This is a genomic window from Ureibacillus thermophilus (assembly GCF_004331915.1).
GTDB classification, from domain to species: Bacteria; Bacillota; Bacilli; order Bacillales_A; family Planococcaceae; genus Ureibacillus; species Ureibacillus thermophilus.
The window spans coordinates 1562061-1584835 of record NZ_CP036528.1 but is presented as its reverse complement, the minus strand read 5'-3'; the positions used below and the strand labels follow the sequence as shown (position 1 = coordinate 1584835).

At 35.8% G+C, this 22775-nt stretch carries 22 protein-coding genes and 1 pseudogene; 13 read left to right on the top strand and 10 right to left on the bottom strand.

All coding sequences use genetic code 11. From position 1 onward, the window contains the following. Positions 1–88 precede the first annotated feature (88 nt). The 8 genes from DKZ56_RS07865 (at position 89) to DKZ56_RS07830 (ending at position 8170) form a co-directional block, all read left to right on the top strand. A complete protein-coding gene (locus DKZ56_RS07865) occupies positions 89–502 on the top strand; it encodes a cytochrome P450 (RefSeq protein WP_245989374.1) in 414 nt (137 codons plus the stop codon). A 477-nt stretch (positions 503–979) separates the two neighbouring features. Further along, a complete protein-coding gene (abc-f, locus tag DKZ56_RS07860) occupies positions 980–2614 on the top strand; it encodes a ribosomal protection-like ABC-F family protein (RefSeq protein ID WP_208649478.1) in 1635 nt (544 codons plus the stop codon). 144 nt (positions 2615–2758) lie between these two features. Then, entirely contained in the window at positions 2759–3613 is an 855-nt protein-coding gene (locus DKZ56_RS07855; protein ID WP_208649477.1) for an EAL domain-containing protein, read from the top strand. Positions 3614–3644: 31 nt separating this feature from the next. After that, entirely contained in the window at positions 3645–4070 is a 426-nt protein-coding gene (locus DKZ56_RS07850; protein WP_245989372.1) for a CBS domain-containing protein, read from the top strand. A 245-nt stretch (positions 4071–4315) separates the two neighbouring features. Continuing rightward, positions 4316–5848, top strand: a complete 1533-nt coding sequence (gene istA, locus DKZ56_RS07845) for an IS21 family transposase (RefSeq protein ID WP_016839663.1) — start codon at positions 4316–4318, stop codon at positions 5846–5848. After that, positions 5845–6600 carry an IS21-like element helper ATPase IstB gene (istB, locus tag DKZ56_RS07840; RefSeq protein ID WP_016839664.1) on the top strand — a complete coding sequence of 252 codons (756 nt, stop codon included), beginning with the start codon at positions 5845–5847 and terminating at the stop codon, positions 6598–6600. The genes istA and istB overlap by 4 nt, the downstream gene beginning before the upstream one ends. 71 nt (positions 6601–6671) lie before the next feature. Next, positions 6672–7199 carry a HipA domain-containing protein gene (locus DKZ56_RS07835; protein WP_208649476.1) on the top strand — a complete coding sequence of 176 codons (528 nt, stop codon included), beginning with the start codon at positions 6672–6674 and terminating at the stop codon, positions 7197–7199. Positions 7200–7414: 215 nt separating this feature from the next. Then, the gene (locus DKZ56_RS07830; protein ID WP_208649475.1) at positions 7415–8170 is read left to right on the top strand and encodes an HIRAN domain-containing protein; all 756 of its coding nucleotides are present in this window, start codon (positions 7415–7417) and stop codon (positions 8168–8170) included. 219 nt (positions 8171–8389) lie between these two features. On the opposite strand, the gene DKZ56_RS07825 is transcribed toward DKZ56_RS07830, so the two are convergent. Next, positions 8390–8719: a DUF4183 domain-containing protein gene (locus DKZ56_RS07825; RefSeq protein WP_208649474.1), complete on the bottom strand. Its 330-nt coding sequence runs from the start codon at positions 8717–8719 to the stop codon at positions 8390–8392. Positions 8720–8835: 116 nt separating this feature from the next. Here DKZ56_RS07825 and DKZ56_RS07820 point away from each other — a divergent pair, with 116 nt between their 5' ends. After that, a complete protein-coding gene (locus DKZ56_RS07820; protein WP_208649473.1) occupies positions 8836–9216 on the top strand; it encodes a DUF4183 domain-containing protein in 381 nt (126 codons plus the stop codon). A gap of 361 nt (positions 9217–9577) precedes the next feature. On the opposite strand, the pseudogene DKZ56_RS07815 reads toward DKZ56_RS07820, so the two are convergent. From DKZ56_RS07815 to DKZ56_RS07790, 6 genes and pseudogenes are all read right to left on the bottom strand, one after another. Beyond that, positions 9578–9773 (bottom strand): annotated as a pseudogene (locus DKZ56_RS07815) (hypothetical protein); the annotation flags it as partial. 16 nt (positions 9774–9789) lie between these two features. Continuing rightward, entirely contained in the window at positions 9790–10962 is a 1173-nt protein-coding gene (locus DKZ56_RS07810; protein WP_208649472.1) for a restriction endonuclease subunit S, read from the bottom strand. Positions 10963–10967: 5 nt separating this feature from the next. After that, the gene (locus DKZ56_RS07805; RefSeq protein WP_208649471.1) at positions 10968–12428 is read right to left on the bottom strand and encodes a type I restriction-modification system subunit M; all 1461 of its coding nucleotides are present in this window, start codon (positions 12426–12428) and stop codon (positions 10968–10970) included. A 296-nt stretch (positions 12429–12724) separates the two neighbouring features. Further along, entirely contained in the window at positions 12725–13717 is a 993-nt protein-coding gene (locus tag DKZ56_RS07800; protein ID WP_245989370.1) for a hypothetical protein, read from the bottom strand. A gap of 245 nt (positions 13718–13962) precedes the next feature. Continuing rightward, a complete protein-coding gene (locus DKZ56_RS07795) occupies positions 13963–15357 on the bottom strand; it encodes a DEAD/DEAH box helicase (RefSeq protein ID WP_245989368.1) in 1395 nt (464 codons plus the stop codon). Positions 15358–15819: 462 nt separating this feature from the next. Beyond that, entirely contained in the window at positions 15820–16020 is a 201-nt protein-coding gene (locus tag DKZ56_RS07790; protein ID WP_208649470.1) for a restriction endonuclease subunit S domain-containing protein, read from the bottom strand. 89 nt (positions 16021–16109) lie between these two features. Here DKZ56_RS07790 and DKZ56_RS07785 point away from each other — a divergent pair, with 89 nt between their 5' ends. From DKZ56_RS07785 to DKZ56_RS07775, 3 genes are all read left to right on the top strand, one after another. Further along, on the top strand, positions 16110–17009 hold the full coding sequence (locus DKZ56_RS07785) for an aldo/keto reductase (protein WP_208649469.1): 900 nt from the start codon (positions 16110–16112) through the stop codon (positions 17007–17009). Between the two features lie 8 nt (positions 17010–17017). Further along, entirely contained in the window at positions 17018–17491 is a 474-nt protein-coding gene (locus DKZ56_RS07780; protein ID WP_245989366.1) for a VanZ family protein, read from the top strand. Positions 17492–17774: 283 nt separating this feature from the next. Next, positions 17775–19115 (top strand): amino acid permease, encoded by a 1341-nt coding sequence (locus DKZ56_RS07775; RefSeq protein ID WP_208649467.1) that lies wholly within the window; start codon positions 17775–17777, stop codon positions 19113–19115. Positions 19116–19229: 114 nt separating this feature from the next. On the opposite strand, the gene DKZ56_RS07770 is transcribed toward DKZ56_RS07775, so the two are convergent. Together DKZ56_RS07770 and DKZ56_RS07765 are read right to left on the bottom strand one after the other, a co-directional pair. Next, a complete protein-coding gene (locus DKZ56_RS07770) occupies positions 19230–19481 on the bottom strand; it encodes a YqkE family protein (RefSeq protein ID WP_208649466.1) in 252 nt (83 codons plus the stop codon). 26 nt (positions 19482–19507) lie between these two features. Beyond that, complete coding sequence (locus DKZ56_RS07765; protein ID WP_281275638.1) at positions 19508–20689, bottom strand: acetyl-CoA C-acetyltransferase; 1182 nt, start codon at positions 20687–20689, stop codon at positions 19508–19510. A gap of 196 nt (positions 20690–20885) precedes the next feature. Between DKZ56_RS07765 and DKZ56_RS07760 the strand changes: the two genes are divergently transcribed. Further along, a complete protein-coding gene (locus DKZ56_RS07760) occupies positions 20886–21833 on the top strand; it encodes an alpha/beta hydrolase (RefSeq protein ID WP_208649465.1) in 948 nt (315 codons plus the stop codon). Positions 21834–22018: 185 nt separating this feature from the next. On the opposite strand, the gene trhA is transcribed toward DKZ56_RS07760, so the two are convergent. Next, complete coding sequence (gene trhA / locus DKZ56_RS07755; RefSeq protein ID WP_208652196.1) at positions 22019–22660, bottom strand: PAQR family membrane homeostasis protein TrhA; 642 nt, start codon at positions 22658–22660, stop codon at positions 22019–22021. Positions 22661–22775: the final 115 nt, after the last annotated feature.

Sequence of the window (22775 nt, the reverse complement as noted above, 5' to 3'; positions counted from 1 at the left end):
CTCGCTTAGGTGTTTTCGTTTTTTCTCTAAAGTCCAGAAAAAAATAAAACTGAAAATTCAGACATCATTTATGCGACGGTAGTGTGTAATGGCATTAAACCAATTTCCTCATGAAAGAACTAAGCTGAAAACAACCCCAGACTATGCTCACTTTTTTATTCAAGAAGTAAGACGATATTATCCCTTTTTCCCATTTGTTGCTGCAAAGGTGAAAGCGGATTTTACTTGGAATGATTATCTGTTTGAAGAAGGTACATTAGTGTTGTTAGATATTTACGGAACAAATCACGATCCGAAAATGTGGGAAAACCCCGATGAGTTTTATCCTGAACGTTTTGCAAAGTGGCAAGGAAATCTTTTTAGTTTTATTCCTCAAGGAGGAGGAGAATATGAAACAACCCATCGTTGCCCTGGAGAACAATTAACAATTGTGATGAAATTAAGTCTAGAGTATTTACTGAATAAAATGGATTATGAAGGAACTATATATAACAAAGGATAAAATACCGAGCATTCCAAAAAGTAAAGTAGTACTTAAAAACGTTCGACGTACCCGTGAAAATATTCATTAATTGAGTGAAATTTTTAATTCAATCTTCTATAAAGCCTTTTTGCGCATGGCATATTAATCATTATTTAGTCCACATAAAAGTTGCATTAGGAAGCAAATAAGTACATTATTTTCACTCACTCGTATATATGATATAATGGCTTTGAAAAATGACTGAAAGGAAGATGGGTGGACAATGGATAACTAATCTTATTTTTTATGTAAATTGAATTTATTCAATAAAAAATAGGATTAGTCTGCCCATTTTTATATAAATAAAATGAATAACAGTGCAATATGAATGTATTAGGCTACTTTTATAAAAGTTAGCTTTATTAATCATTCATTTTACATGTTGTATTCATTTTGCTGACTAATCCTTCCAAAATTATGGGAGGATTTTTTTCTTCCCAAAAGTGAGGGATATGTATGCAAGAATTATTAAAGTTTCAAATTAGTTATGAAATTAAGGATCACTTAATTTTTGATAATATTACCGGTTCGGTACAAGAAGGGGATCGTATAGGTATTATAGGAAAAAACGGAGCTGGTAAGTCTACACTTTTACAGCTTATAAGCAAAAAAATTCAACCGTCAAAAGGTCAGTTAACATGGTTTTCTAATGCGACAATTGCCATGGTAGAACAGGAAATGCAAGACTTCTCTATAAACTCATTAAATCAAGAAGCTGCAATGCGTTTTTCGAAATGGTCTGTACCACCTAATTCTTTTTCAACATTAAGTGGTGGAGAAAAGTTAAAGGCGCGCTTAGCAGAAGGGATATCAAAAAATGCAAAATTATTATTGCTAGATGAACCGACAAATCATCTAGATGAAGAAAGTACAGATCTTCTAATAGAAGAAATAAAACAATACAATGGGACTGTAATAATCGTTTCCCATGACCGTTATTTTTTAGATCAAGTAGCTACTAAGATTTGGGCAATTGAAGATAAAAAACTTTATGAACATAAAGGAAACTATACGAGTTACATGAAAGAACGAAAGAAAAGAAGGGAATCCCAAAAAAGGGAATATGAAAAACAACAGAAGAAGATTGAAAAAGTTGAAATACAAATCCAAGAATTATCTTCCTGGTCCCGAAAAGCTCATGCTCAATCAACAAAACAAGAAGGCTATAAAGAATATTATCGTAAAAAAGCAAAAAGAATGGATACGCAAATTAAGTCAAAGAAAAAAAGGCTCGAAAAAGAATTGGAAAAAGCTAAGGTTGAGCGAGTTAATCCTGAATATGAAGTGAACTTTACACTTCAAAGTGGAGCTAAACGAGGTAAACGATTTATAGAAGTAAAAAATTTAACTAAGATGTACGATAATAGATTGTTATTTGAAAATGCCAACTTCACCATTCAATACGGTGAAAAAGTAGCCATAACAGGTCCGAACGGCAGTGGTAAAACTACATTATTAAATATATTTATGGGACGTGAACTTGCAGAAGGTGAGATATGGGTGTCAAAATCAGCATCCATTGGGTATTTAACGCAGGAAGTATTTGATTTACCCAATGAGAAAACGCCGGCTGAGCTATTTTTCAGAGAAACATTTGAAGAAAGAGGAAAAGTACAAAATTTAATGAAGCATCTTGGTTTTTCTGCCACAGCTTGGGAAGAACCAATTGGCAATATGAGTATGGGTGAGCGTGTTAAGTGTAAATTGATGTTTTATATCCTTGAAGAAAAGGATGTGCTAATACTAGATGAACCGACCAACCATTTAGATATTGCATCTCGTGAACAGTTAGAAGAAACATTAGAAAGCTATAACGGAACTGTCATTGTCGTATCTCACGACCGTTATTTTATTGAAAAAACGACAAATGTACAGTTATCCATTAAAAATCAAAGAATTGTTAAACAATACGACAAGGAACCAATTGAAAGCAATGATCAAAAAGAATTGCTATTAATGTTAGAGACGGAGCGGCAAGAAGTGTTAGGGAAGCTAAGTTTTTTAACACCAACAGATGAAAAGTATCAACAACTAGATACTCAATTTAATGAATTAACAAAGAAAATCAACGAAATTAAGAGGAATTTGTAAGAAGAATAAGCCTGGAAGAGTATTACGCTCTGAAGGGCTTATTTTTATTTTTTACCTTTACAATTAGCATATAGAGCGTTAACACAAAATTAACATTACTGTATTAAAATAGGTAATAATCCCTTAAATCAACAAGGAGTAACTATGATATCAGCCTTATTTACGAAAGAGAAAAATAGTAATTTGATTTCATATTTAAAGCGAATATTTAACCATTACCAAGAAGATTTAATGTATGTAAAACGCATTCATGAACTTGAAAAAATTATTCGCCATGGTGATATGACTACCGTGTTCCAACCGATCGTTAATATTCAAACGAATGAAACATTTGGCTTCGAGGCATTAAATCGTCCAAACAACTCAGACTTATTCCCCACTACTGACCAATTTTATGATTTTGTAGGAAAAACAGATTTAGTGTTTAAATTCGAAAGGTTTTGCCGTAATCTTTCTTTCAATCGATTTTTAGAAAGAATAGATAATAAATTTAACAATCATCAATTTGTTTTATTTATAAATATTCATCCATATGTTTTATTAGATAAAAATTATAATTTTGGGGAAACACGTCAACTATTAAATGAACTAAACATATCTCCAGAGAATGTTGTTTTTGAATTGACAGAAAAAAGTGCAGTGACGGATTATCAAGAGTTCGAACGGGTTCTTGACCATTATCGAAACCAAGGATACCGAATTGCAATTGATGATGTAGGTTCAGGTTACAATAGTTTAAAATCCCTCGTATATTTAAAACCGGAATTTGTAAAAATCGACAGAACACTTATACAACATATTGATACGGTAGAACCGAGTCAACAAATTGTATCGCTTATTTACAACTTTGCAGAACAATCTGGAACAAAAATTATAGCTGAGGGGATTGAACGAATGGAGGAGATTCAATTTCTTCAAAAAATCGGAATCCATTATGGACAAGGCTATGCCATTGGACGACCAGATATTGATGTGAAATTAGGAACACTTCCAAAATAAAGATCACGTATGTAAATAGGTGAGGGATAAAATGTTAACGTATACAAACGTATCTGCAATGAAGATTGGCAGGATTGCCAAAAAGGTACCTTCTGTTGGCCCGAAAGTAAAAAGTAAAGAAGTAGATCGATTATTTTCGGAGAACCCAAATTTAAGGGGAATTGTTGTTGTTGAAGATGAAAAGCCAATTGGACATATTACAAGAACACATTTCTATCAAAAAATCGGAACACTGTACGGTTATAATCTTTACATGGGAAGGGAAAGTAAACTTGTTGCAAAAACAAATCCTTTAATTGTTGACTATGACCATCCAATTGTAGAAGTGAGCCGAATGGCGATGGAACGGGAAGAAGAAGATCTATATGATGATGTTATTGTAACGAAAAATGGGGAATATGTTGGAGTTGTAAGTATACGTGCTCTATTAAATAATTTTGTTGAAATCCAGGTGTAAATTATCACTTTATTTCGGAACAAAAGAGCCATTTTTTTGCACATTCCTTCAGAAAGCCCTCTCCCCTTTTCTGAAAGAATGTGCTAAATTTTTTGTGTAAACGCTAAACTAGAATCAACAGTTTTCCACAAATAGAACTCAACAGAATTCCCCAAATAAGATTAAACAGTTTCCCCACCATCAATCACTTTCAAATATACTGTTACTAGTCTATTGAAAGTGAGGAATTAGGAGTGAACAGATTTATGCTTTACATCGAGATTCATCGTTTATACAAAGAGGGATTCTCCAAGAGTGCTATTGCAAGAAAACTAAATATTTCAAGAAATAGAGTGATAGATTATTTGAATATGAGTACTGATGAGTTTGAAGAATTTTTAAGTACATTACGTACAAGAGAAAAGAAACTAGACCCTTATCATGATCAAATTCTAGGGTGGTTGAAGGAACATCCTGATTTAACTGCTGCACAAGTTTATGATTGGTTGGAAGAAAAGTTAGGTTTCAGGGAAGTCGCTGAGAACACTGTACGAAATTATTTAAACGAAATGAGGGATTACTATCGGATTCCAAAGGTAAAGGTTCAGAGGACATATAGTGTAGTTCCAGAATTACCAATGGGAAAACAGGCTCAAGTGGATTTTGGACAAACTACCGTCAAAAACAGACAAGGTGAGAATAAAAAGTTGTATTTTATCGCATTTGTTTTATCACATTCAAGATATAAATATGTAGAATGGCTCGATCGACCTTTTCGTACTTCCGATATGATTCGAATGCATGAAAATGCATTTGAATACTTTGGAGGAATGCCAGAAGAAATGGTCTATGACCAAGATGCGTTATTAGCAGTTAGTGAAAATGCAGGTGATTTAATTCTTACAGCTGAATTTACTAAATATCATCATACCCGTAAATTTAATGTTTATTTATGTAGAAAGAGTGATCCGGAATCAAAAGGTAAAATTGAACAGGTTGTGAAATTTGTAAAAAATAATTTTAGCAAAAATCGAGTATTCGATCATCTTTCAGATTGGAATCAATCGTGCCACGCTTGGTTGAAAAGAACAGGAAACTATAAAGTTCATCATAATACGAAAAAGAGACCTTCTGAAGTGCACGCCCTGGAAAAGCAACACTTAAAGAAAGTCTCTGGTACTTACATTTTCGCAAATGTTTCAACTCCAAGTATAACAAGAAATATCCATAAGGACAATGTTATTCGTTATGAAGGAAATCGATATAGCGTTCCTAAAGGAACATATAGAGCAGATGCCCCAAATCTTGCTTATTTACAAGAAGAGGATGGTTGGTTAATTATTCGACTGAAAGAAACTGGGATGGAGTTAGCAAAGCACCGAATATCCGAAGGAAAAGGATTGATTATTACAGATCCCTCCCATCGGGAACATAGCACAAGTAAACGAGATCTTTTAATTCATCAAATTCAAGAAACATTCATAGATAAAGAGAATATTCAATGGTTAATACACAAATTGAAAGAACGATATCCACGTCATTTAGTGGATCAACTCAAAGTACTACAACAAGCCATCAGAATTTACCCAAATCATTGTGAGGAAGCTTTATCTGAAATGAAGAAACTTGGAATGACCAGTGCAAATGATTTTCGGGATATTGCACATGCATTATCTGTACAATATCAAAAAAGTTCACCTAAAATCGTTGAATTGAATGAGAAGTATAAAGATTTATCAGCACCAGAACGATCCGAAGACATTTATTTAAAAGTCTTATCTGGAGGTGAAAATGAATGAATCATCATCCCTATGAAATTTTACAAGATAAATGTCGTACCTTGCGCCTCGCTGAGACGGCTAAAGAATTACCGAATTTACTCCGTGAAGCTGAAGCAAAGAATTGGACATATCATGAACTGGTTTATGAAATCTTAAGCTATGAGATGCGATGTAGAGAGCAGAAAAATAATGAGAGATTAATGAAATGGGCAGAGTTCCCAGAAATATTGACGTTTGATACCTATGATTTGAAGGAACAAACAGCTCTTGGTGAAAAACAACTAAATGTATTAAAAGAACTGAATTGGATTGAAGAATTTTTTACTTTAATTTTGATGGGACCAACAGGAGCAGGAAAAACACATTTATCCGTTGCATTAGGAATACACGCTGTGGAGAGAGGATACAAAGTATCCTTTGTCTCCATGAATCAGCTTATGTATATTTTAAAAACAAAAGAATATATCAATAAATCTAAAATACGCTACAAACGTATTATAGCTTCGGATTTAATTATTATTGATGATGTCATGTACATGACTTACGAGACTCAGGAAGCCAATCTATTTTTCCAGTTTATCTATGATTTATATGATAAAGCAGCATTCATTCTAACCTCTAATAAAGGGCCAAATGAATGGGGAAAATTTCTTGGTGATCCTACTTTAACAACAGCTATACTTGACCGTTTATTACATAGGAGTGAAATTATCACTTTCGATAACGAAACGGATAGCATTCGTATGAAATACAGAAAGGTATTATTTTAATTTAGCAAACTGTTGAATCTTAATTGTAGAAAACTGTTTAAAATTATTTGTGGAAAATTGTTTAATTCTACTTGACGGTTACAGAGGATATCACGGAATTTATAGCTGCAGAAATAGGAAGACTTCTTAATCTTTCTATGATGGATGTTGAAATTGTTACACGTAATGGCAAAAGAGGCTGCTTATTAAAAAATTTTATACCAAAGGGTGTTATGAATGAAGAAGGTGGAGTTTTATTAAGAAATTTATCGGGATATGATTCATTATTAAATTCTAAATTAAGTAGTTATGATTTAATACAATATGGCTTTGATTTTATAAAAAAATTAAAGTTTTGGGAACAAATCAAACCAAATTTTATTGAAATGAATTTTTTTGATATTTTAATTGGCAATCAAGATCGGCATCCGTTTAATTGGATGGTACTTTTTAAATCAATGGATGATATAGAATTTTCTACAATATACGATAACGGTGCCTCACTAGGTTTTAGGTTTGACGATGTAATGCTAAAAGAATACATAGAAAATAAAACGAAATTAGAAAAATATATGAGGAATTCAAAAGTTAAGGCGGGACTTTTTGAAAAAAACAAGTAAAATCGAAAGAAATGATACTTTATTTAAAAAAGCACTTTTTTGAAGAATCGGAAGTAATCATTAAACGAATTACCAATTTTGATTTTAAAGAGTATGAAAATATTATCCAACAATGTGAGCTTTTATCAAGAATTCAAAAACAATGGTTAATAACCAATTTATATTATAGAAGTGAAACGATTTTGAAATGGTATTATGGGGAGGATTAATGAATAATGGGAAAACATAAATCTCTCTGGGTTGTTTGGCAGAATGAGGAAACACGATTAAATTACCATATCGGTACTTTATCCTTTTATGATAATAAGTATGAATTTCGCTATACATGGGAAAGCAAAGGTAAACAAAAGGTAAAAGAAGCTTTAGAAAATGGGTATATGTTACATCCTGCCTTTCCAGACCTAGAGAAAATTTATACTTCCACTGAATTGTTTCCCGCATTCGATCGTCGCTTACCGTCTGAAATACGACCTGACTTCACACAAATTTTGGAAGAATTAAAATTAGATCGAAACGCTTCCAAAATGGAATTATTGGAACGGACACGAGGAAAAACTGCCAATGACACTTATTCATTTGAGCAACCATTAAAAGTGGAAGACAACAAACTGATGACAACATTTTACATAAATGGTATGCGACATCAAAAAGACTTACCTCATAACTGGGCAGATATTTTGCGCACGACTAATCGTGTGTACTTAAAATTGGAACCTGAAAATCCCGTAGATAAAAATGCAATTGCAATTTATGGTGGATTAGGAAGCAAATTAGGTTATGTTCCGCGTTTTTATGCTACAGGTTTAGCTGCAATATTGAGCCGTAACATTCAAACAACTGTCAAAATTAATTATATCAATGAACATGCAACTCCTGATTGGTGGGTTCAAGTAAGTTTTGAATGTAGCATGGATGACATTCTTCCTGAGGAAATAAGAGAAATCGATCCATTGTTTGAAGAAGCCGTATAGGAAAGTACTAAGAAATTGCAAAACAGATAAATATGGGTATTCCTGGAAGAGATGCTGATAATACAGGTGTTAAAATGGAAAGTTTTTTAATTATGTTTAATGGTAAAAACTGGTCCATAAAATGTCAATATGATTCAAACTTTCCACTCATATAAAAACGATTTACAGTCCATTCAACAAGCTTTTAATCTACATCCCTCTAAGAAAGATAGCCATGCTTCAAAACTTAAACATTTGCAGAATAATCGGTGCGCCTTTTGGGGGTAGGTCTTGTGTTTTCAACTTAATCATGCCGCGTTGGACTTCGTAATTTTCTTTGGGTTGCAGCACGCCATTAATAAATAAATTCATATAGGAAACTGTACTTGGGTCCATGATTTTCTGATTTTTTCCTTTCGTTATGCCATCTTGATCTCTATAGATTCTTGATTTGCCATTGGAATTCGTATAAAACTCAAAAACTTCAATCTTTTTTGGAATGCGAAAAGAAAACTCTGTTGGTGGTAAATGAGGGATTGTTAAAAATGGCTTAGGTAAATTATTTGTCATTATTCCGCTCCACCCAATTAGTTACTAATTGTTTATTGTTTTTTCTTATAATATGCCCAAGTAAACAAAAAATTTCGCCATACAATAAAACGAAAATTCTTCAAGGAGGCAAAACCATGGCATTGGAAATATTGAAGCTTGCAATTAATGCTTCGACAACTGTAGCAACTGTTCCAGATGTAAAAAAATTTTTTTATTTAGTCAATTCTACTGTAACAGGTGAGGATACGTTAACAATTTACGCAAAGGATTTCATGGACGATACCGGAACAGTAGGAGTTACACTTCCAGAATTATCGGCTAATAATAGTTATTTAACTGTTTATGTAAATGGTGTGCAAGTAATGCAGGACTTATTGACATATAATCCAGGTGAAGATGAAAATGGATTGCTTACAATCGCAGTTCCTGAAGAATCAGAAATTATTCAAAATTCACCGGTCGTTCTTGTTGTAACAAACTTCGCTCCAACAGCACAAACGACTATTGAAACTTAAGAAATTGAATTAAAATTATCCAAATACTTACAAGGGGCTGTCCAGAAAGTCGAACACTTTCTGAACAGCCTTACTTCTTATAGTAATATTCTCTTAAACACTTTCCCTGCGGTGGTCACAAAACGCGCCTCCTCGTCGCAATTTAACTGTGGTGAAGCACTAGCTAAAGCCGCAAAGGAGACGTCTCAACTTTTCAGACGCCCCCCTTGCTGGTTAACACAATATCCAAGTGAAGACTTTCAAGAACTTCTTCCGTTAGCTCGAAAAGGATCCACACGACAAAAGTTTATCTACTGCGTTCGATTTCATCCACTCGTTCACGTTATACATAGATGGATTTTCATTGACTTCCAACACTTTGAAGTTTGGATAAATTGTCTTGATAAGGCATTTTCAAATCACTGTCAAACTGATAAACCCATTTCACCGCAAGCTCTAGAGCCCTGCGATAAAATCGCACACGTAGCCGAACTGACAAGCATTGCTTTCTCTGCTTCAATACAGGCATTTGCGAAGTTTTGATAAGATTCCTTTTTTTGCAAAAAGCTGAAGTTCATTATCTGTTTCACCCCCTCACATTAAATTGTCATGGAAAAGTTCTCCTTTAAATGCTTTTTGTATTAGAGCATTATACAAATTATTTAGTTCTAACAAACTTGTTTGCAATATTTTCTTATTATATTGAATTTGTTCTACCTTATGGGCAAACTCATTTTGTAGACTCATAGGCGGCAAAGGCAATCTTATAGAATCCAACATTTTTTTGGTTATCTGATTAATTGTAGTAGTTGCCCCGCTTGTTATTTGTCTTCTAAAAGCGATGTTTTGAAAATAATTATATAAATAATTGTAGTATTCGCTTCTAATAATGGTCATAAACGCACCAAAGGTCATTTTTTCTTCAAGTTCTGGAATTAAAGCAACTTTCCCAACCAATCTTGCGCTTCCGTTTCTGCTGCACATTAAAATATCATTTTGTTTTACACATAATTTGTCATTAACTTCTTTTTTAACTCTTACTATATCATTTAAATCAATCACACCATTTTGGATATTACTAGAGCGAAGTACAACTATACCTTCATCTGAAACATCATTAGGCTTATAGGTTAATCCAATAAAATATTCCGCTATTTCCTTTAAATCTACTATCTCCCATCCATTAGGGTTTGTAACTGGATCCCCAAACATCTCTATAAATACACTTTGTGTCAATTCATCTAATGCTGCAATTTGAGCTTGGCGTTTTTCTATTAGTGCCCTTGATTTATTTAATAATGAAACTATTTTTTCCTGCTCATTTAAAGTTAATAAAGGTATCTCAATGCCTTTTAAAATACTAATTGAAATATTAGGTTGCGCCCCGCCGACTCCTAACGCAACCAATTTGTTTTTTATCCTGTTTAAATAATAATATAAAAACTCTGGTTTTATACGGTTATCTGGTAAAAAAGCGGCACAAGCTTGGTTCGTAGCTGCATCTATATTTAATATGGAAGAATTACCAATGGTTGCACCGTACATAGCAAGCAAGACTGTTCCTTTTGGGAACATTTTAGCTGATGAATTTTCTAATCCTAACTGAGTAATATATTCACTTGCTTCCGAAATGTACATTTTTTTTAAATCGCCAGTCTTTATCCAAGGTATTGTGCCCTTTTCATAATATAAATTATTCTTTCTTGATGGAGTTCCACCAGAAGTTATATTATATAGTTCTCCTAATTTAACAAATTCCTTTTTCAACAGTATCATCCTTTTAGTAAAGCTTTTAATTCATTAATTCCCTGAATCATCTCATTTTCATAATCTTGTATTTTTTCTAGTATCTTTTCAGGGGCTTCATACTCCACTTTCGCATACTCCATCTCTTTATATTTATTAATTGACAAATCATAGTCATTTTCCCGAATTTCCTCGACAGGTACAAAGAAGGATTGTTCTGTTCGTTTTCTTTCTTTTTCAGCTTCTAGATTATGAAAACGTTCGATAATATCTGGTATATCGTTTTCTTCAATTTCTGTCCGTTTATCATCCAGCGAATATCCGTCTGCTTTCATATCATAAAACCATACATTGTCCGTTCCACCAGCACCTGTTTTTGTGAAAATCATAATGGCAGTGGATACACCTGCATATGGTTTAAATACTCCGCTTGGCATGGAGATAATTGCTTCTAATTTATGATGATCAATGATTTCTTTTCGGATGGCTTTATGAGCTTTGGAGCTGCCAAACAACACTCCATCTGGAACGATGACCGCAGCACGTCCACCTGGCTTTAATATTCTTAAAAACAGCACTAAGAATAAGAGTTCTGTTTTTTTCGTTTTTACCACTTTTAACAAATCATTGGATACTGCTTCGTAATCAAGTGAACCTTTAAACGGCGGATTGGCTAGAACTAATGTGTACTGTTCGATATCTTTATTTTCTTCAGACAAAGAATCTTGATAGGAAATGTTTGGATTATCTACACCATGGAGCATCATATTCATGGCGCCAATCCGTAGCATGGTAATATCCATATCATATCCATAAAACATTGTGTTATGGAAATGGTCCTTTAAACCTTGGACAAGGAATAAATCGCTATAGTTTTTACGCAGATATTCACTCGCTTCGACCAAGAAACCAGCAGATCCCATTGCCGGGTCAATAATTTTATCTTCAGGGGCGGGCTTCATTAACTCTACCATCATTTTAATAATGTGGCGTGGTGTACGAAATTGTCCGTTTGTACCTGACGTTGAAAGTTTTGATAGTACATATTCATATATATCCCCTGCTGTATCTCGATCGGAGGTTGGCAGATTATCCAAGCTATCCACAACTTTGGCCAAAGTGCTTGGTTTTTGAATTTGAAACATGGCATCTTTCATGTATTTTGAAAAAGCAGTATCTTCATTCCCGTGCAAATTTTTTATAAACGGAAACACTTCTTGCGAAACGATGCGATACATTTCTTCTGGACTGCCCAATTGTTTAAACTGATGCCAACGAAGATATTGCTTATCTTTCGGGAAGAGGCTCGCATGTTCCAAACCTAAAAATTCCGCTTCCTGCTCCTTCGTTGTTTCGATTTCATCTAAACTTTTTATAAACAACAAATAGGTTAATTGTTCAATCGCCGTTAACGGGTTCGTTAATCCTTCTGTCCATAGAGTTGTCCAAATTTGATCAACTTTATTTTTTATTTCTCCTGTAATCATGATGATCCTCCTAAATAAGCCTTAAGTTTGGATGAAAAAATGGTATATATTTTATCAATACTTAAGTAAAAGTGTTGTCGGATCTCCCTCGTTTACCAATCCATCAACAGACAGAAAAATTTAAATCTTTATTTGCCATGGTCTAAAACAATTCGTGAAAAATTTGCAATGGCAAAATAGCCCTCAATCCCGAAAAACATTGGGATTGAAGGGCTATTCGTCGTATAGACTAGAAGGGGAGAGTTTTTTATTTATCTCTCATATTTCGGGTTTACCGTCAAAATGCATAATTTACACTAATTTTCTTTATAAATTGCTTCTAATCCCTTAATTGTCTTGTTCGAATCGACATCATCATGCGGAATTAATAAGTAAACCCATTCCTTTCCTCCATTTTCGAGGGCGTGCTTGGAAGCGTGTTGGCACCATGTGATGGCAGCTTGCGCTTTCAGAGCAACTTCTTGGTCTTCTTCGATTCTGTTTGTTGCCTTGATTTCGCATAAATACATTTTTTCATCTGTTTCAACAATGAAATCCGGGATGTATGCTTGTGTTTGATTATAGTAAATTTTGATATGATTTTGCGTTGGTTTCAGCCATTTTAAAACAGACGGATCGCTTTCACAAATGACCGCAAATTTTCGTTCAGCGTCAGATTCAAATTTTTGTGTTCGATATAAACATTTTTTAAAGCCACCAAAGCACATGCTGCGAATCGCCGCTTTATTTGCTACTGGCTGTCGAAAATCACGTACTTCCTCATTGGTGTCCACGGCTACGTTGCTGCTTTTTAATGTATCAAAACCAACTCGAACGATGACCTCATAATTTGTCGGCTCTTCATAATAATGTTCTTTCATCTGCCCATAAATCAACTGTGCGAAACGTTTTTGATTGTAAACAACGACATTTTTTACTTCATCTTCTGTTTTTAAATAACTGCGAAGATAAGAAATCAACTGGCCTGACAGCTTATACAACAACTCAGCATGATCTTCATAAGAAACAGCCGGATAATCCATTAGGTGAAAGACAAGATAATCTTCTAAACGCTCTTCTGTTGTATTTACATCTTTTTTAATTTGTAACACTTCTCTTTGATGAGTACGCAAATGCTCAATCAAAATATTTTCAGCAACTGGTTGCAGTTTCGGAATCAAGCTGCAATCTAAATCAAAATCTTGATAGCCCCATGAAATTTCTTCGGTCGGTTGCAAAATAATTCGCGGAATTTCAATAGACAAATCAGGAAGTAACTCGACTGCTTTTGCAACCATTTCTTCAACCATTTTTTGAGGCTCTTCTTCAAATAAAGACAACTGAGATACCGTATAAGTTTCACTAACTTCTTTAATAATTTGTTGTTGAACGGCAGGATCTTTTAGTTGTTTAGAACTATATAACGTTTGTTGCTTGGCAATGACTCTTACAACGGATTCCGCAATATTTTTCTACTCACTTAAACGCTTAATTTTTGGTGATTTTCCGCCTCTTACTTCACTATTTATCTTAGAAATATTAAATATATTAATATTTACGAAAATACAATCTTGCCAGCGTAGCCGTTGCGCTCGAGAAATTCACGTAAATAAGCTTGCGTTCTTCGTGATTCTGTAAAAATCACCGCCTTTTCATTTGCACCTAGCATTCTTAATTTCTCAAATCCTTTTTCAAGCGCAATTAACAATGCTTCCGCTTTTGAATTTTCTTTAATCGATTTAGCTAGCAAGTAATATGCTTCTAATTCTTGTTTTTCTTCTTGAATAAGGCGTTTCATTTCATCTAGCGATAATTCACCTATGTATGATGACTGTTCCTCTTCTCCCCACTCTTCCATTGTATCATCAAATTCATCTACATCTGCATAAACGTCCGAATGCTCTGCGGCTATTTCTGTTTTTCCTCGCTCTAGTTCCAGTAGTAACTGCTCAAGTCGTTTAATTAGAGAAAGCAATGTGTCAGAAATAGCGAAGGAAGAAGATGCCAGCAATTTCCGGACAACTAATGTCATTAATGCCCTTTGGCTTGTCGGTAACGCAAAAAGTTGTTCTCTCTGCAAGTACGCAGATACTTTTTCGTATAATTCCCATTCCGCATTCGTTGGCATAAACTCCTGAGTAATCGGAATACGCTGTGTATAATTCACATACTCGGTAACTTGCCGTCTTAACGTACGATGACAAACAGGCTTAATACGTTGCTTTAAATCAATAAAATCCATTTCCGACATTTCTTTCGTGCCGCGGGCAAATTGACGTCTAAACGTTGTTTCATCTCCAAAAATATGAGGGTCGATAAAGCTAATAAGCCCGTATAATTCCATTAAAGAGTTTTGTAATGGCGTCGCCGTCAATAAGATTTTCGGATAACCAGCTGTTGCCGCTCTCAATGTACGTCCAATTTTATTTGATTTTTTATACACATTCCGCATACGATGCGCTTCGTCAAAGACAATTAAATCCCAATTTACTTTTTGTAGCATATCCGCTTTATTTCGAGCGTATTGATACGAAGTGATCACAATTTGATCTTGTTGCAAGAAAGGATTCCGATGACCAGAACGTACCATCTCGTTGAAGTTTTTACTTTCTAGAATAATAGATGGGATATAAAACTTTTCCCAAAGTTCTTGATTCCATTGTTTTCTTAGTGGAGGTGGCACGATAATAAGAATATTCCGCTTTCTTTCTGCCCACAATTGACTAATAATAAGTCCCGCTTCAATTGTTTTTCCTAATCCTACTTCATCCGCTAAGATAGCTCCCCTCTCTAATGGAGCACGAAAGGCGAATAAAGCTGCTTCCACCTGATGTGGATTTAAATCAACCGTCGCATTAATGAGTGATTGACTTAACCGCCCTATCGAATGTGAGGAATTTTGTTTCGTTAATTCATAAGCAAAGTATTTGCTCTGATATGGTGTTGTCACTCATTAGACCTCCCAAATGTAAAATCCCACTATTACTTTTATTATGTTTTACATTATTTTACAACATCGGACATTCGGCAATAAATGACAATGTTTTTTAAGTCTCATTTTCTTCCCACCATTATTCTCGAATGTCTAACAAGAAGAAAGCTACCTATTCGATTCAACCTTTTCTAATAGAATAAAATAATAAGTGTGCTTCGAAATTAGGTATGCTCTTTAGAAAGTTTTTGAAGAATCTGATTACCTTTATGCGAAATAATCTCCAAAAGTATTCCCTTCCAATTTACTATAATGCAATCATCCCATCCTGAAGTCCCATTTTGGGTATTTCAAAAAATGGGAAAGCATATCATCAATTGCTCTACCGTCCCATATTCAATCGCGGAATGAGTTTTTCCCATTCCGCGTGGATAGCCTTAATTGAAAATGTATTTCCAAGCCCCATTGCTTCAAAGCTTTTCAATTTTGCCGAATCCAACTTTTTTTCAATCGGGCCATCTTTTCTTTGATTTCAGCTGATTTTTCACGATAATTCGCAACGATTCGCTGCGGTTCTTTCAATGGGATTCTCGGATTCGGCAATGATTCAACCTCTTTATTGAAAGATAGATAGTGCTCATGATGGGCGTTTAATTTAAATGAATGATCCGTATTCTCCATTCCCTTGCTATTGCTAGCTTTTGAATGCGTTTTATGATAATTTTTTTATGACCATAAGTGAGAGAAAACGAAAGAATGCGGGGGATTCCATGAGAAAAAGAAGATTAGGATCAAGCGCTTTTGAAATTTCTGAACTTAGTTTAGGATGCATGTCTCTGCCGACATCAGTGGACGAGGCAAGACCAGTGATTGAAGCCGCCCTTGAGCACGGCATCAATTATTTTGATACGGCAGATCTTTATGATAAAGGCGTCAATGAAGAAGTTGTCGGGGAATGTTTAAAACCTTACCGCGATCAAGTCTACATCGCCACAAAAGTGGGAAACCGCTGGAATGAAATGGGTGACGGCTGGTACTGGGATGCCTCAAAAGAGCATATCGAAGAAGGCATCAAAGACAGCCTCCGCCGATTAAAAACCGATTATATCGATTTATATCAACTTCATGGGGGCACCATTGACGATCCGTGGGACGACATCATTGAAACCTTTGAAAAATTAAAACAAGAAGGCCTCATCCGCGAATACGGCATTTCCTCCATTCGTCCAAATGTGTTTCAGCCGTTTTTTGAAAAAAGCAACGGAATTTCAAATATGATGCAATACAGTATTTTCGACCGCCGTCCGGAAGAATTTTTCCCGTTTTTTGAAGAAAAGAAAGTTTCGGTTGTCACAAGAGGCTCTATCGCACAAGGATTATTGACGAATGAATGGAAAAGACGGGTGGAAAAAATCAACTCCTATTTAAACTATTCTAAAGAGGAGCTCGTTTCAATTTTAGAAAAAATCGAAAAGGAATTCGGCTCCGTCCATAAAGCTGCTATCGCCTTCAATTTAAGCCAGCCTGCTGTTGCATCTATTGTCGTTGGAGCGAGAACAAAGGAACAGCTGCTGACAAATATTAAGGCTTATGAGGAAGCACAAACTATTCAAGGCCTTTCTTTCATACAAACCATTACTAAACAAAATATTTACACCGATCACCGATGAAAAAATATTTGTTTTTTGTAATCATCGCGCTCCTTGTTTTATATTATTTATCTAGCATGCCTTATGAACAGCAGACGATTGTTCCAGAATTGAGGGAAATCCTTCACGACCAGCCCTTTTATGACGTGTTAAGCAAAATTGAAGTGAACTACTGGGGTCGGACGATATCCATTGAAACAAGAGGCTACTACTATTTTGTTGAATTTTTAATTCGCAAAGCGATGCATTTTTTAGGTTACGGAATGGTTGCCGCACTCTTGTATTTGCTATTTAGGAAATTGCGATGGAGTTTTTCTGCGGTTATTTCTTGCGTTTGTACGTTTTTCATTGCTATGTTAGATGAATACAATCAAACCCTCGTTGAAGGACGGACAGGTGTTTTTCAAGATGTATTGCTCGACACTGCAGGAGCAATCACCTTCCTTCTTTTTATCAAATGCTATTTTTTTATTCGAGATTCCTTCATTCGAAAGAATCATTAATATAAGCCTCCAGAGTGTTCTGGAGGTTTTTTTTGCTTGAATTGAATTTTCTAAATTATTTTAAAATATTTTTGTGGTAATAAAAATTTTGGTTCCTTCAGAAAAATTCTACTTATATTATTCTTTTTATGCAAAATAATACCTTTATATTGAAATAAAAATAGTTTACTGATAAAATCTTGGAGTTGTTATCAAGAAAAATGATATTTTTGTTTAATAATAATGATAACTGGATGCAAGGCGGATTCATTCTTCTTGCATTCTAGTTTCTGGGGGCTACAAAATGGAACAGAAAGAATTAAAAAGAGATTTAAAGAATCGGCATGTTCAATTAATTGCCATCGGGGGAACCATTGGAACCGGATTGTTTTTAGGGTCCGGTGCCTCCATTTCCAAGGCCGGGCCATCCATTCTATTGGTCTATTTAATAGTGGGGACGGCTGTTTTTTTTGTGATGCGTTCCCTCGGCGAACTGCTGCTTTCCAATTCCGGCTATCAATCTTTCACCGATTTTGCCACAGACTATATCGGTCCTTGGGCAGGCTATGTTACAGGCTGGACGTATTGGTTTTGCTGGATTATGACGGCCATGGCTGATGTTATAGCAGTAGGTGTATATGTCCGCTATTGGTTTGACATTCCGCAATGGATTCCATCGCTCATTGCCATTATCCTCTTGCTTTTATTAAATCTATTAACAGTAAAACTGTTTGGTGAACTGGAATTTTGGTTTGCTTTAATCAAAGTCATTACCATCCTTGCTTTAATCGCTATCGGCCTTTTCATGCTCGTTATCGGTTTTGAAACGGATAACGGCGTTGTGTCATTAAGCAACATTTGGAATTACGGCGGATGGTTTCCAAATGGCCTAACTGGGTTTTTGTTTGCTTTCCAAATGGTCGTTTTTGCTTTTGTAGGGGTTGAACTGGTGGGAGTGGCTGCTGCGGAAACTTCCAATCCAGAGAAAAATATTCCTTCAGCCATTAATAAAATTCCCCTTCGAATTTTACTGTTTTATGTAGGCGCCATTTTCGTTATTTTATGCATTACCCCTTGGACAGAGTTAAGCGCAGCCAACAGTCCGTTTGTACAAGTATTTTCGTTGGCTGGAATTCCGGTTGCGAGCGGCATCATCAATTTTGTTGTATTGACATCTGCAGCCTCTGCCGGAAACAGCGGTTTATTCTCCACAAGCCGGATGATGTACAATTTGAGCAAGAACAAACAAGGTCCTAAAATTCTTTCCACTTTAAATAAAAACTTTGTTCCAGGCAATGCCTTGATTGTGTCCTCCATTGTTCTTTCCATCGGAGCATTCTTAAGCTATATCATTCCGGAAACTGCTTTTAGTGTTGTGACAACCATCAGCGCCATCTGTTTTATTTGGGTGTGGAGCATTATTTTAATTTCACACATACTTTATATGAAGAAACACCCTGATTTGCATCAAAAATCCAAGTTTAAAGCACCCTTTGCACCGTTCATCAACTATGTTATTCTCGCATTCTTTGCTACGGTGTTAATCATTATGCTGATTTCTGAAGAAACGAGAACAGCCGTGATTTTTACACCTATCTGGTTTATCCTGCTGTTTATTACATACGCCCTTTTCAAAAACCATTAATGGGATGGGCGTGTTTTTTGCATTCCAAGACAATAGGGCGAACCCCTTTATGATGTTCCTTTTCCAAAAAGAAAAAGAGCGAATGGGAAACTATTCCTTCGCTCTTTTTCATTATTAATATTTGGATCCCAGATTTCCATACTTTTCAAGCAATTCTTCAAAACTCATATTTTTCTCCCGCTGTTTTCTTTCAAATTCAAGGCGCGCTTGCCGCTCTTCCTCTTTTTTTCTTTCTTCTTCAAGCAATTCTTTTTTTGCGGCTTTTAATTTTTCCAATAGTTCTTGATTCAGCTGATCTTGAAGGGTGATTCTTTCATGGTTTCCAACGTTTTTTGGAGATGATGATTGTTTTTTCTTTTTTGCCATTTTGTTCACCTGCTTTAGTTTTACCTTTATCGTTGAACGACGGTTGCTACTCCCTGTCCTCCGCCGATGCAAAGAGTGGCAAGCCCTAGTTTCGCATCGCGTCTTTTCATTTCATGAAGAAGCGTCACTAAAATGCGCGCACCGCTAGCACCGATTGGATGACCAAGGGCAATGGCACCACCGTTTACATTTAGTTTATCAGCATCAAAGTGAAGTTCGCGATCCACAGCTATCGATTGGGCGGCAAAGGCTTCATTGGCTTCAATTAAATCGATTTGATCTAAAGATACATCCGCCTTTTTCAAAGCTTTGCGAACCGCTTCTGCTGGCCCGATTCCCATAATAGCAGGGTCAACCCCAACAGCTGCATTGGAAACGATGGAAGCTAGAGGCGGTATTCCAAGTTCTTCCGCTTTTTTCTTGGACATGACCACTACAGCTGCTGCTCCGTCGTTAATGCCGGAAGCGTTTCCAGCAGTGACCGTGCCATCTTTTTTGAAGGCTGGACGCAGTGCAGATAGTTTCTCCACCGTTGTGCCAGGACGCACGAATTCATCTGTATCAAAAATGATGGGCTCCCCTTTTCGTTGTGGGATTTCTACAGGTACGATTTCCTCTTTAAATTTTCCTTCTTCAATGGCTTTTGCCGCACGAGCTTGTGAACGGGCTGCGAACTCATCTTGTTCCTCGCGCGTAATATGATATTGAGAAGCTAAATTTTCTGCGGTGATGCCCATATGGCAATCATTGAACGCACACCAGAGGCCGTCATGAATCATGCTGTCCACCAGGTTTTGGTCGCCCATTTTAAATCCAGTGCGGGCATTTTTTAATAAATATGGCGCTTGGCTCATATTTTCAAAACCGCCAGCTACCACAATATCCGCATCCCCCACTGCAATGGCTTGTGCGGCAAGATGCACGGATTTCAGACCAGAACCGCATACTTTATTAATTGTCATAGCTGGCACCGTTTCAGGAAGTCCTGCTTGAATGGCCGCTTGACGGGCAGGATTTTGACCGAGTCCTGCTTGCAGCACATTTCCCATAATCACTTCATCCACTTGATTCGGCTCAATACCCGCCCGGCGGATAGCTTCTTTAATCACAATGGAACCCAAAGTTGGTGCTGGAACATCTTTTAATGAACCTTGAAAAGAACCAATGGCAGTTCTTACTGCACTAACAATCACAACATCTTGCAACATGAACTCCTCCCCTTTATTCAGTCTACAATCACATCACGATTTTGCATAAATTGCTAACTTAGAATTATACTAATATAAAATAAACAAAACCGTGTAATTTAATTCTACCAAATGATTCGAAGAGTTTATCATAAAATTTACGATATTTTCAAACTTTTCCTACTACTACATAAAAAATGAAAAAGGAGGTGCCTTTATGAAGAAGAAAAAAAGAAAAATTCTATGGTTTTCTACCATTATTACAACCATTGCAAGCGTGCTGACGACCGTTTTCGGCTTTGCATTGACCAATCTACTCATGTATATCAAGAAAAAAGATGATGATTTTATTTTAGATAGGGAACTAAAAGCCAATCGATTCGATGAAAATTGGTTTAACAGCATTAAAAAAGATGAATTCACCATCGACTCCCCAAATGGCTACCCGATTAATGGAATCTTTTTGCAGCCTTGCCCTACAAAAAATACGGTTATTATTTGCCACGGCGTAACGGAAAATAAAATCAATTCCATCAAATATGCGAGAATGTTTGAAAGACTTGGATTTAATTCCTTTGTTTATGATCATCGAAGACACGGGGAATCCGGCGGCAAAACAACAAGCTACGGCTATTATGAGAAGTTCGACTTGGCGGCAGTTGTCAAAACCGTCCGGGCCGTCATTGGAGAAGAGGCGATTTTAGGCATCCACGGAGAATCAATGGGTGCGGCAACCATGTTATTATATGCTGGGTCCATTGGAAATCATGTAGATTTTTATATTTCCGACTGCGCTTTTTCAGATTTCGAAGAGCTTTTAAGATATATTGTGAAAAATTCCACTCGCATCTCGCCAAACATTCCCATTCAGTTAGCAGATTTCTTCCTTCGCTTCCGGGATGGATACCGTTTTAAAAATGTCGCACCCATCGAGGCAGTCAAAAATATTGAAAAACCTGTGCTTTTCATCCACAGCATTCCTGATGCGTTTATTCCGTGCAAAATGACGGAGGAAATGTACGAATTGAAGAAAGGTCCGAAACAATTAAAATTATTTGAGCGGGGAGCTCACGCCCAATCCTTCAACGAAAACCCAGTGGAATACGAAGAAACGGTTCGGGAGTTTTTGCAAGAATATGTATTAAAAGAAAGAGAGAGAATCTAAACCATTTTCCGTATATGTTCTTCATGCTGCCCTCGAAATTGTAAGAGGGCTTTTTTGATGGATTGGGTACACTAGTAAGCTGCATTTGTGAAAAATTTCACAACTTAGCAAAAATAAAAAACACTCAACCCCTTGTGCATCAAGAGATTGAGCGATTGCTATAAATGCTTCCAATACACGACATTTTATAAAAAGTAATAAATCGCTAAAAACATGAATAAGCTGCCAACCATGACAAATACATGCCATATCGCATGGTTATAAGGGATATTTTTATTTTGGTAAAAATACGTTCCAATTGTATAACTTAATCCACCGGCTAATAACACCAATACACCTTTGATGGTCAAATAATCCATGACTGGTTGAAAAACAAAAATTACTAGCCATCCCATACTGATGTAAACGAGCAGTGATGTTCTTTTAAAACGATGGACAAAAAATTGTTTTACAATAATTCCAATGACAGCTAATGCCCATTCAATCCCTACAAGCATCCCCCCGGCTGTTCCTCCAATGGCAATTAATGCGACAGGTGTATACGTTCCCGCAATTAAAAGGAAAATGGAGCTGTGATCCATTTTTTTAAGAAAAACTTTATGTTTTGGAATGGAATGGTACAGTGTGGATGCGAGGTAAAGAAGAAACATCGAGATTCCAAAAACAATGTAACTAATAAGTTCCACTTTCGTTCCTGTACTTTGGGCTTTTCCAATTAATAAAATCAATGCTGGAATTGTTAAGAGTGCGCCAATTCCATGGGTTAATGCATTCCAAAACTCTTCTTTTTTACTGTATGAACGATTCATTACAACAGACTGTGTCATCATCTTCACCTCTGTTTTTATTATGTGAGTATAACGTTATTTCAAACAGAGTAAGATGTAATGAAAATTACGTGATAAATGTAATATCCAACCAATTCAGTCACGTTTTCTGCCA

Coding starts and splice junctions, on each gene's coding strand:
- DKZ56_RS07775 (WP_208649467.1), top strand. CDS start 17,775: ATGGAACAGAAAGAATTAAAAAGAGATTTAAAGAATCGGCATGTTCAA.
- DKZ56_RS07865 (WP_245989374.1), top strand. CDS start 89: ATGGCATTAAACCAATTTCCTCATGAAAGAACTAAGCTGAAAACAACC.
- DKZ56_RS07770 (WP_208649466.1), bottom strand. CDS start 19,481: ATGGCAAAAAAGAAAAAACAATCATCATCTCCAAAAAACGTTGGAAAC.
- DKZ56_RS07855 (WP_208649477.1), top strand. CDS start 2,759: ATGATATCAGCCTTATTTACGAAAGAGAAAAATAGTAATTTGATTTCA.
- istB (WP_016839664.1), top strand. CDS start 5,845: ATGAATCATCATCCCTATGAAATTTTACAAGATAAATGTCGTACCTTG.
- DKZ56_RS07850 (WP_245989372.1), top strand. CDS start 3,645: ATGTTAACGTATACAAACGTATCTGCAATGAAGATTGGCAGGATTGCC.
- DKZ56_RS07760 (WP_208649465.1), top strand. CDS start 20,886: ATGAAGAAGAAAAAAAGAAAAATTCTATGGTTTTCTACCATTATTACA.
- DKZ56_RS07800 (WP_245989370.1), bottom strand. CDS start 13,717: ATGGTTGAAGAAATGGTTGCAAAAGCAGTCGAGTTACTTCCTGATTTG.
- DKZ56_RS07765 (WP_281275638.1), bottom strand. CDS start 20,689: ATGTTGCAAGATGTTGTGATTGTTAGTGCAGTAAGAACTGCCATTGGT.
- abc-f (WP_208649478.1), top strand. CDS start 980: ATGCAAGAATTATTAAAGTTTCAAATTAGTTATGAAATTAAGGATCAC.
- DKZ56_RS07790 (WP_208649470.1), bottom strand. CDS start 16,020: ATGGAGAATACGGATCATTCATTTAAATTAAACGCCCATCATGAGCAC.
- istA (WP_016839663.1), top strand. CDS start 4,316: ATGCTTTACATCGAGATTCATCGTTTATACAAAGAGGGATTCTCCAAG.
- DKZ56_RS07830 (WP_208649475.1), top strand. CDS start 7,415: ATGGGAAAACATAAATCTCTCTGGGTTGTTTGGCAGAATGAGGAAACA.
- trhA (WP_208652196.1), bottom strand. CDS start 22,660: ATGACACAGTCTGTTGTAATGAATCGTTCATACAGTAAAAAAGAAGAG.
- DKZ56_RS07820 (WP_208649473.1), top strand. CDS start 8,836: ATGGCATTGGAAATATTGAAGCTTGCAATTAATGCTTCGACAACTGTA.
- DKZ56_RS07785 (WP_208649469.1), top strand. CDS start 16,110: ATGAGAAAAAGAAGATTAGGATCAAGCGCTTTTGAAATTTCTGAACTT.
- DKZ56_RS07805 (WP_208649471.1), bottom strand. CDS start 12,428: ATGATTACAGGAGAAATAAAAAATAAAGTTGATCAAATTTGGACAACT.
- DKZ56_RS07825 (WP_208649474.1), bottom strand. CDS start 8,719: ATGACAAATAATTTACCTAAGCCATTTTTAACAATCCCTCATTTACCA.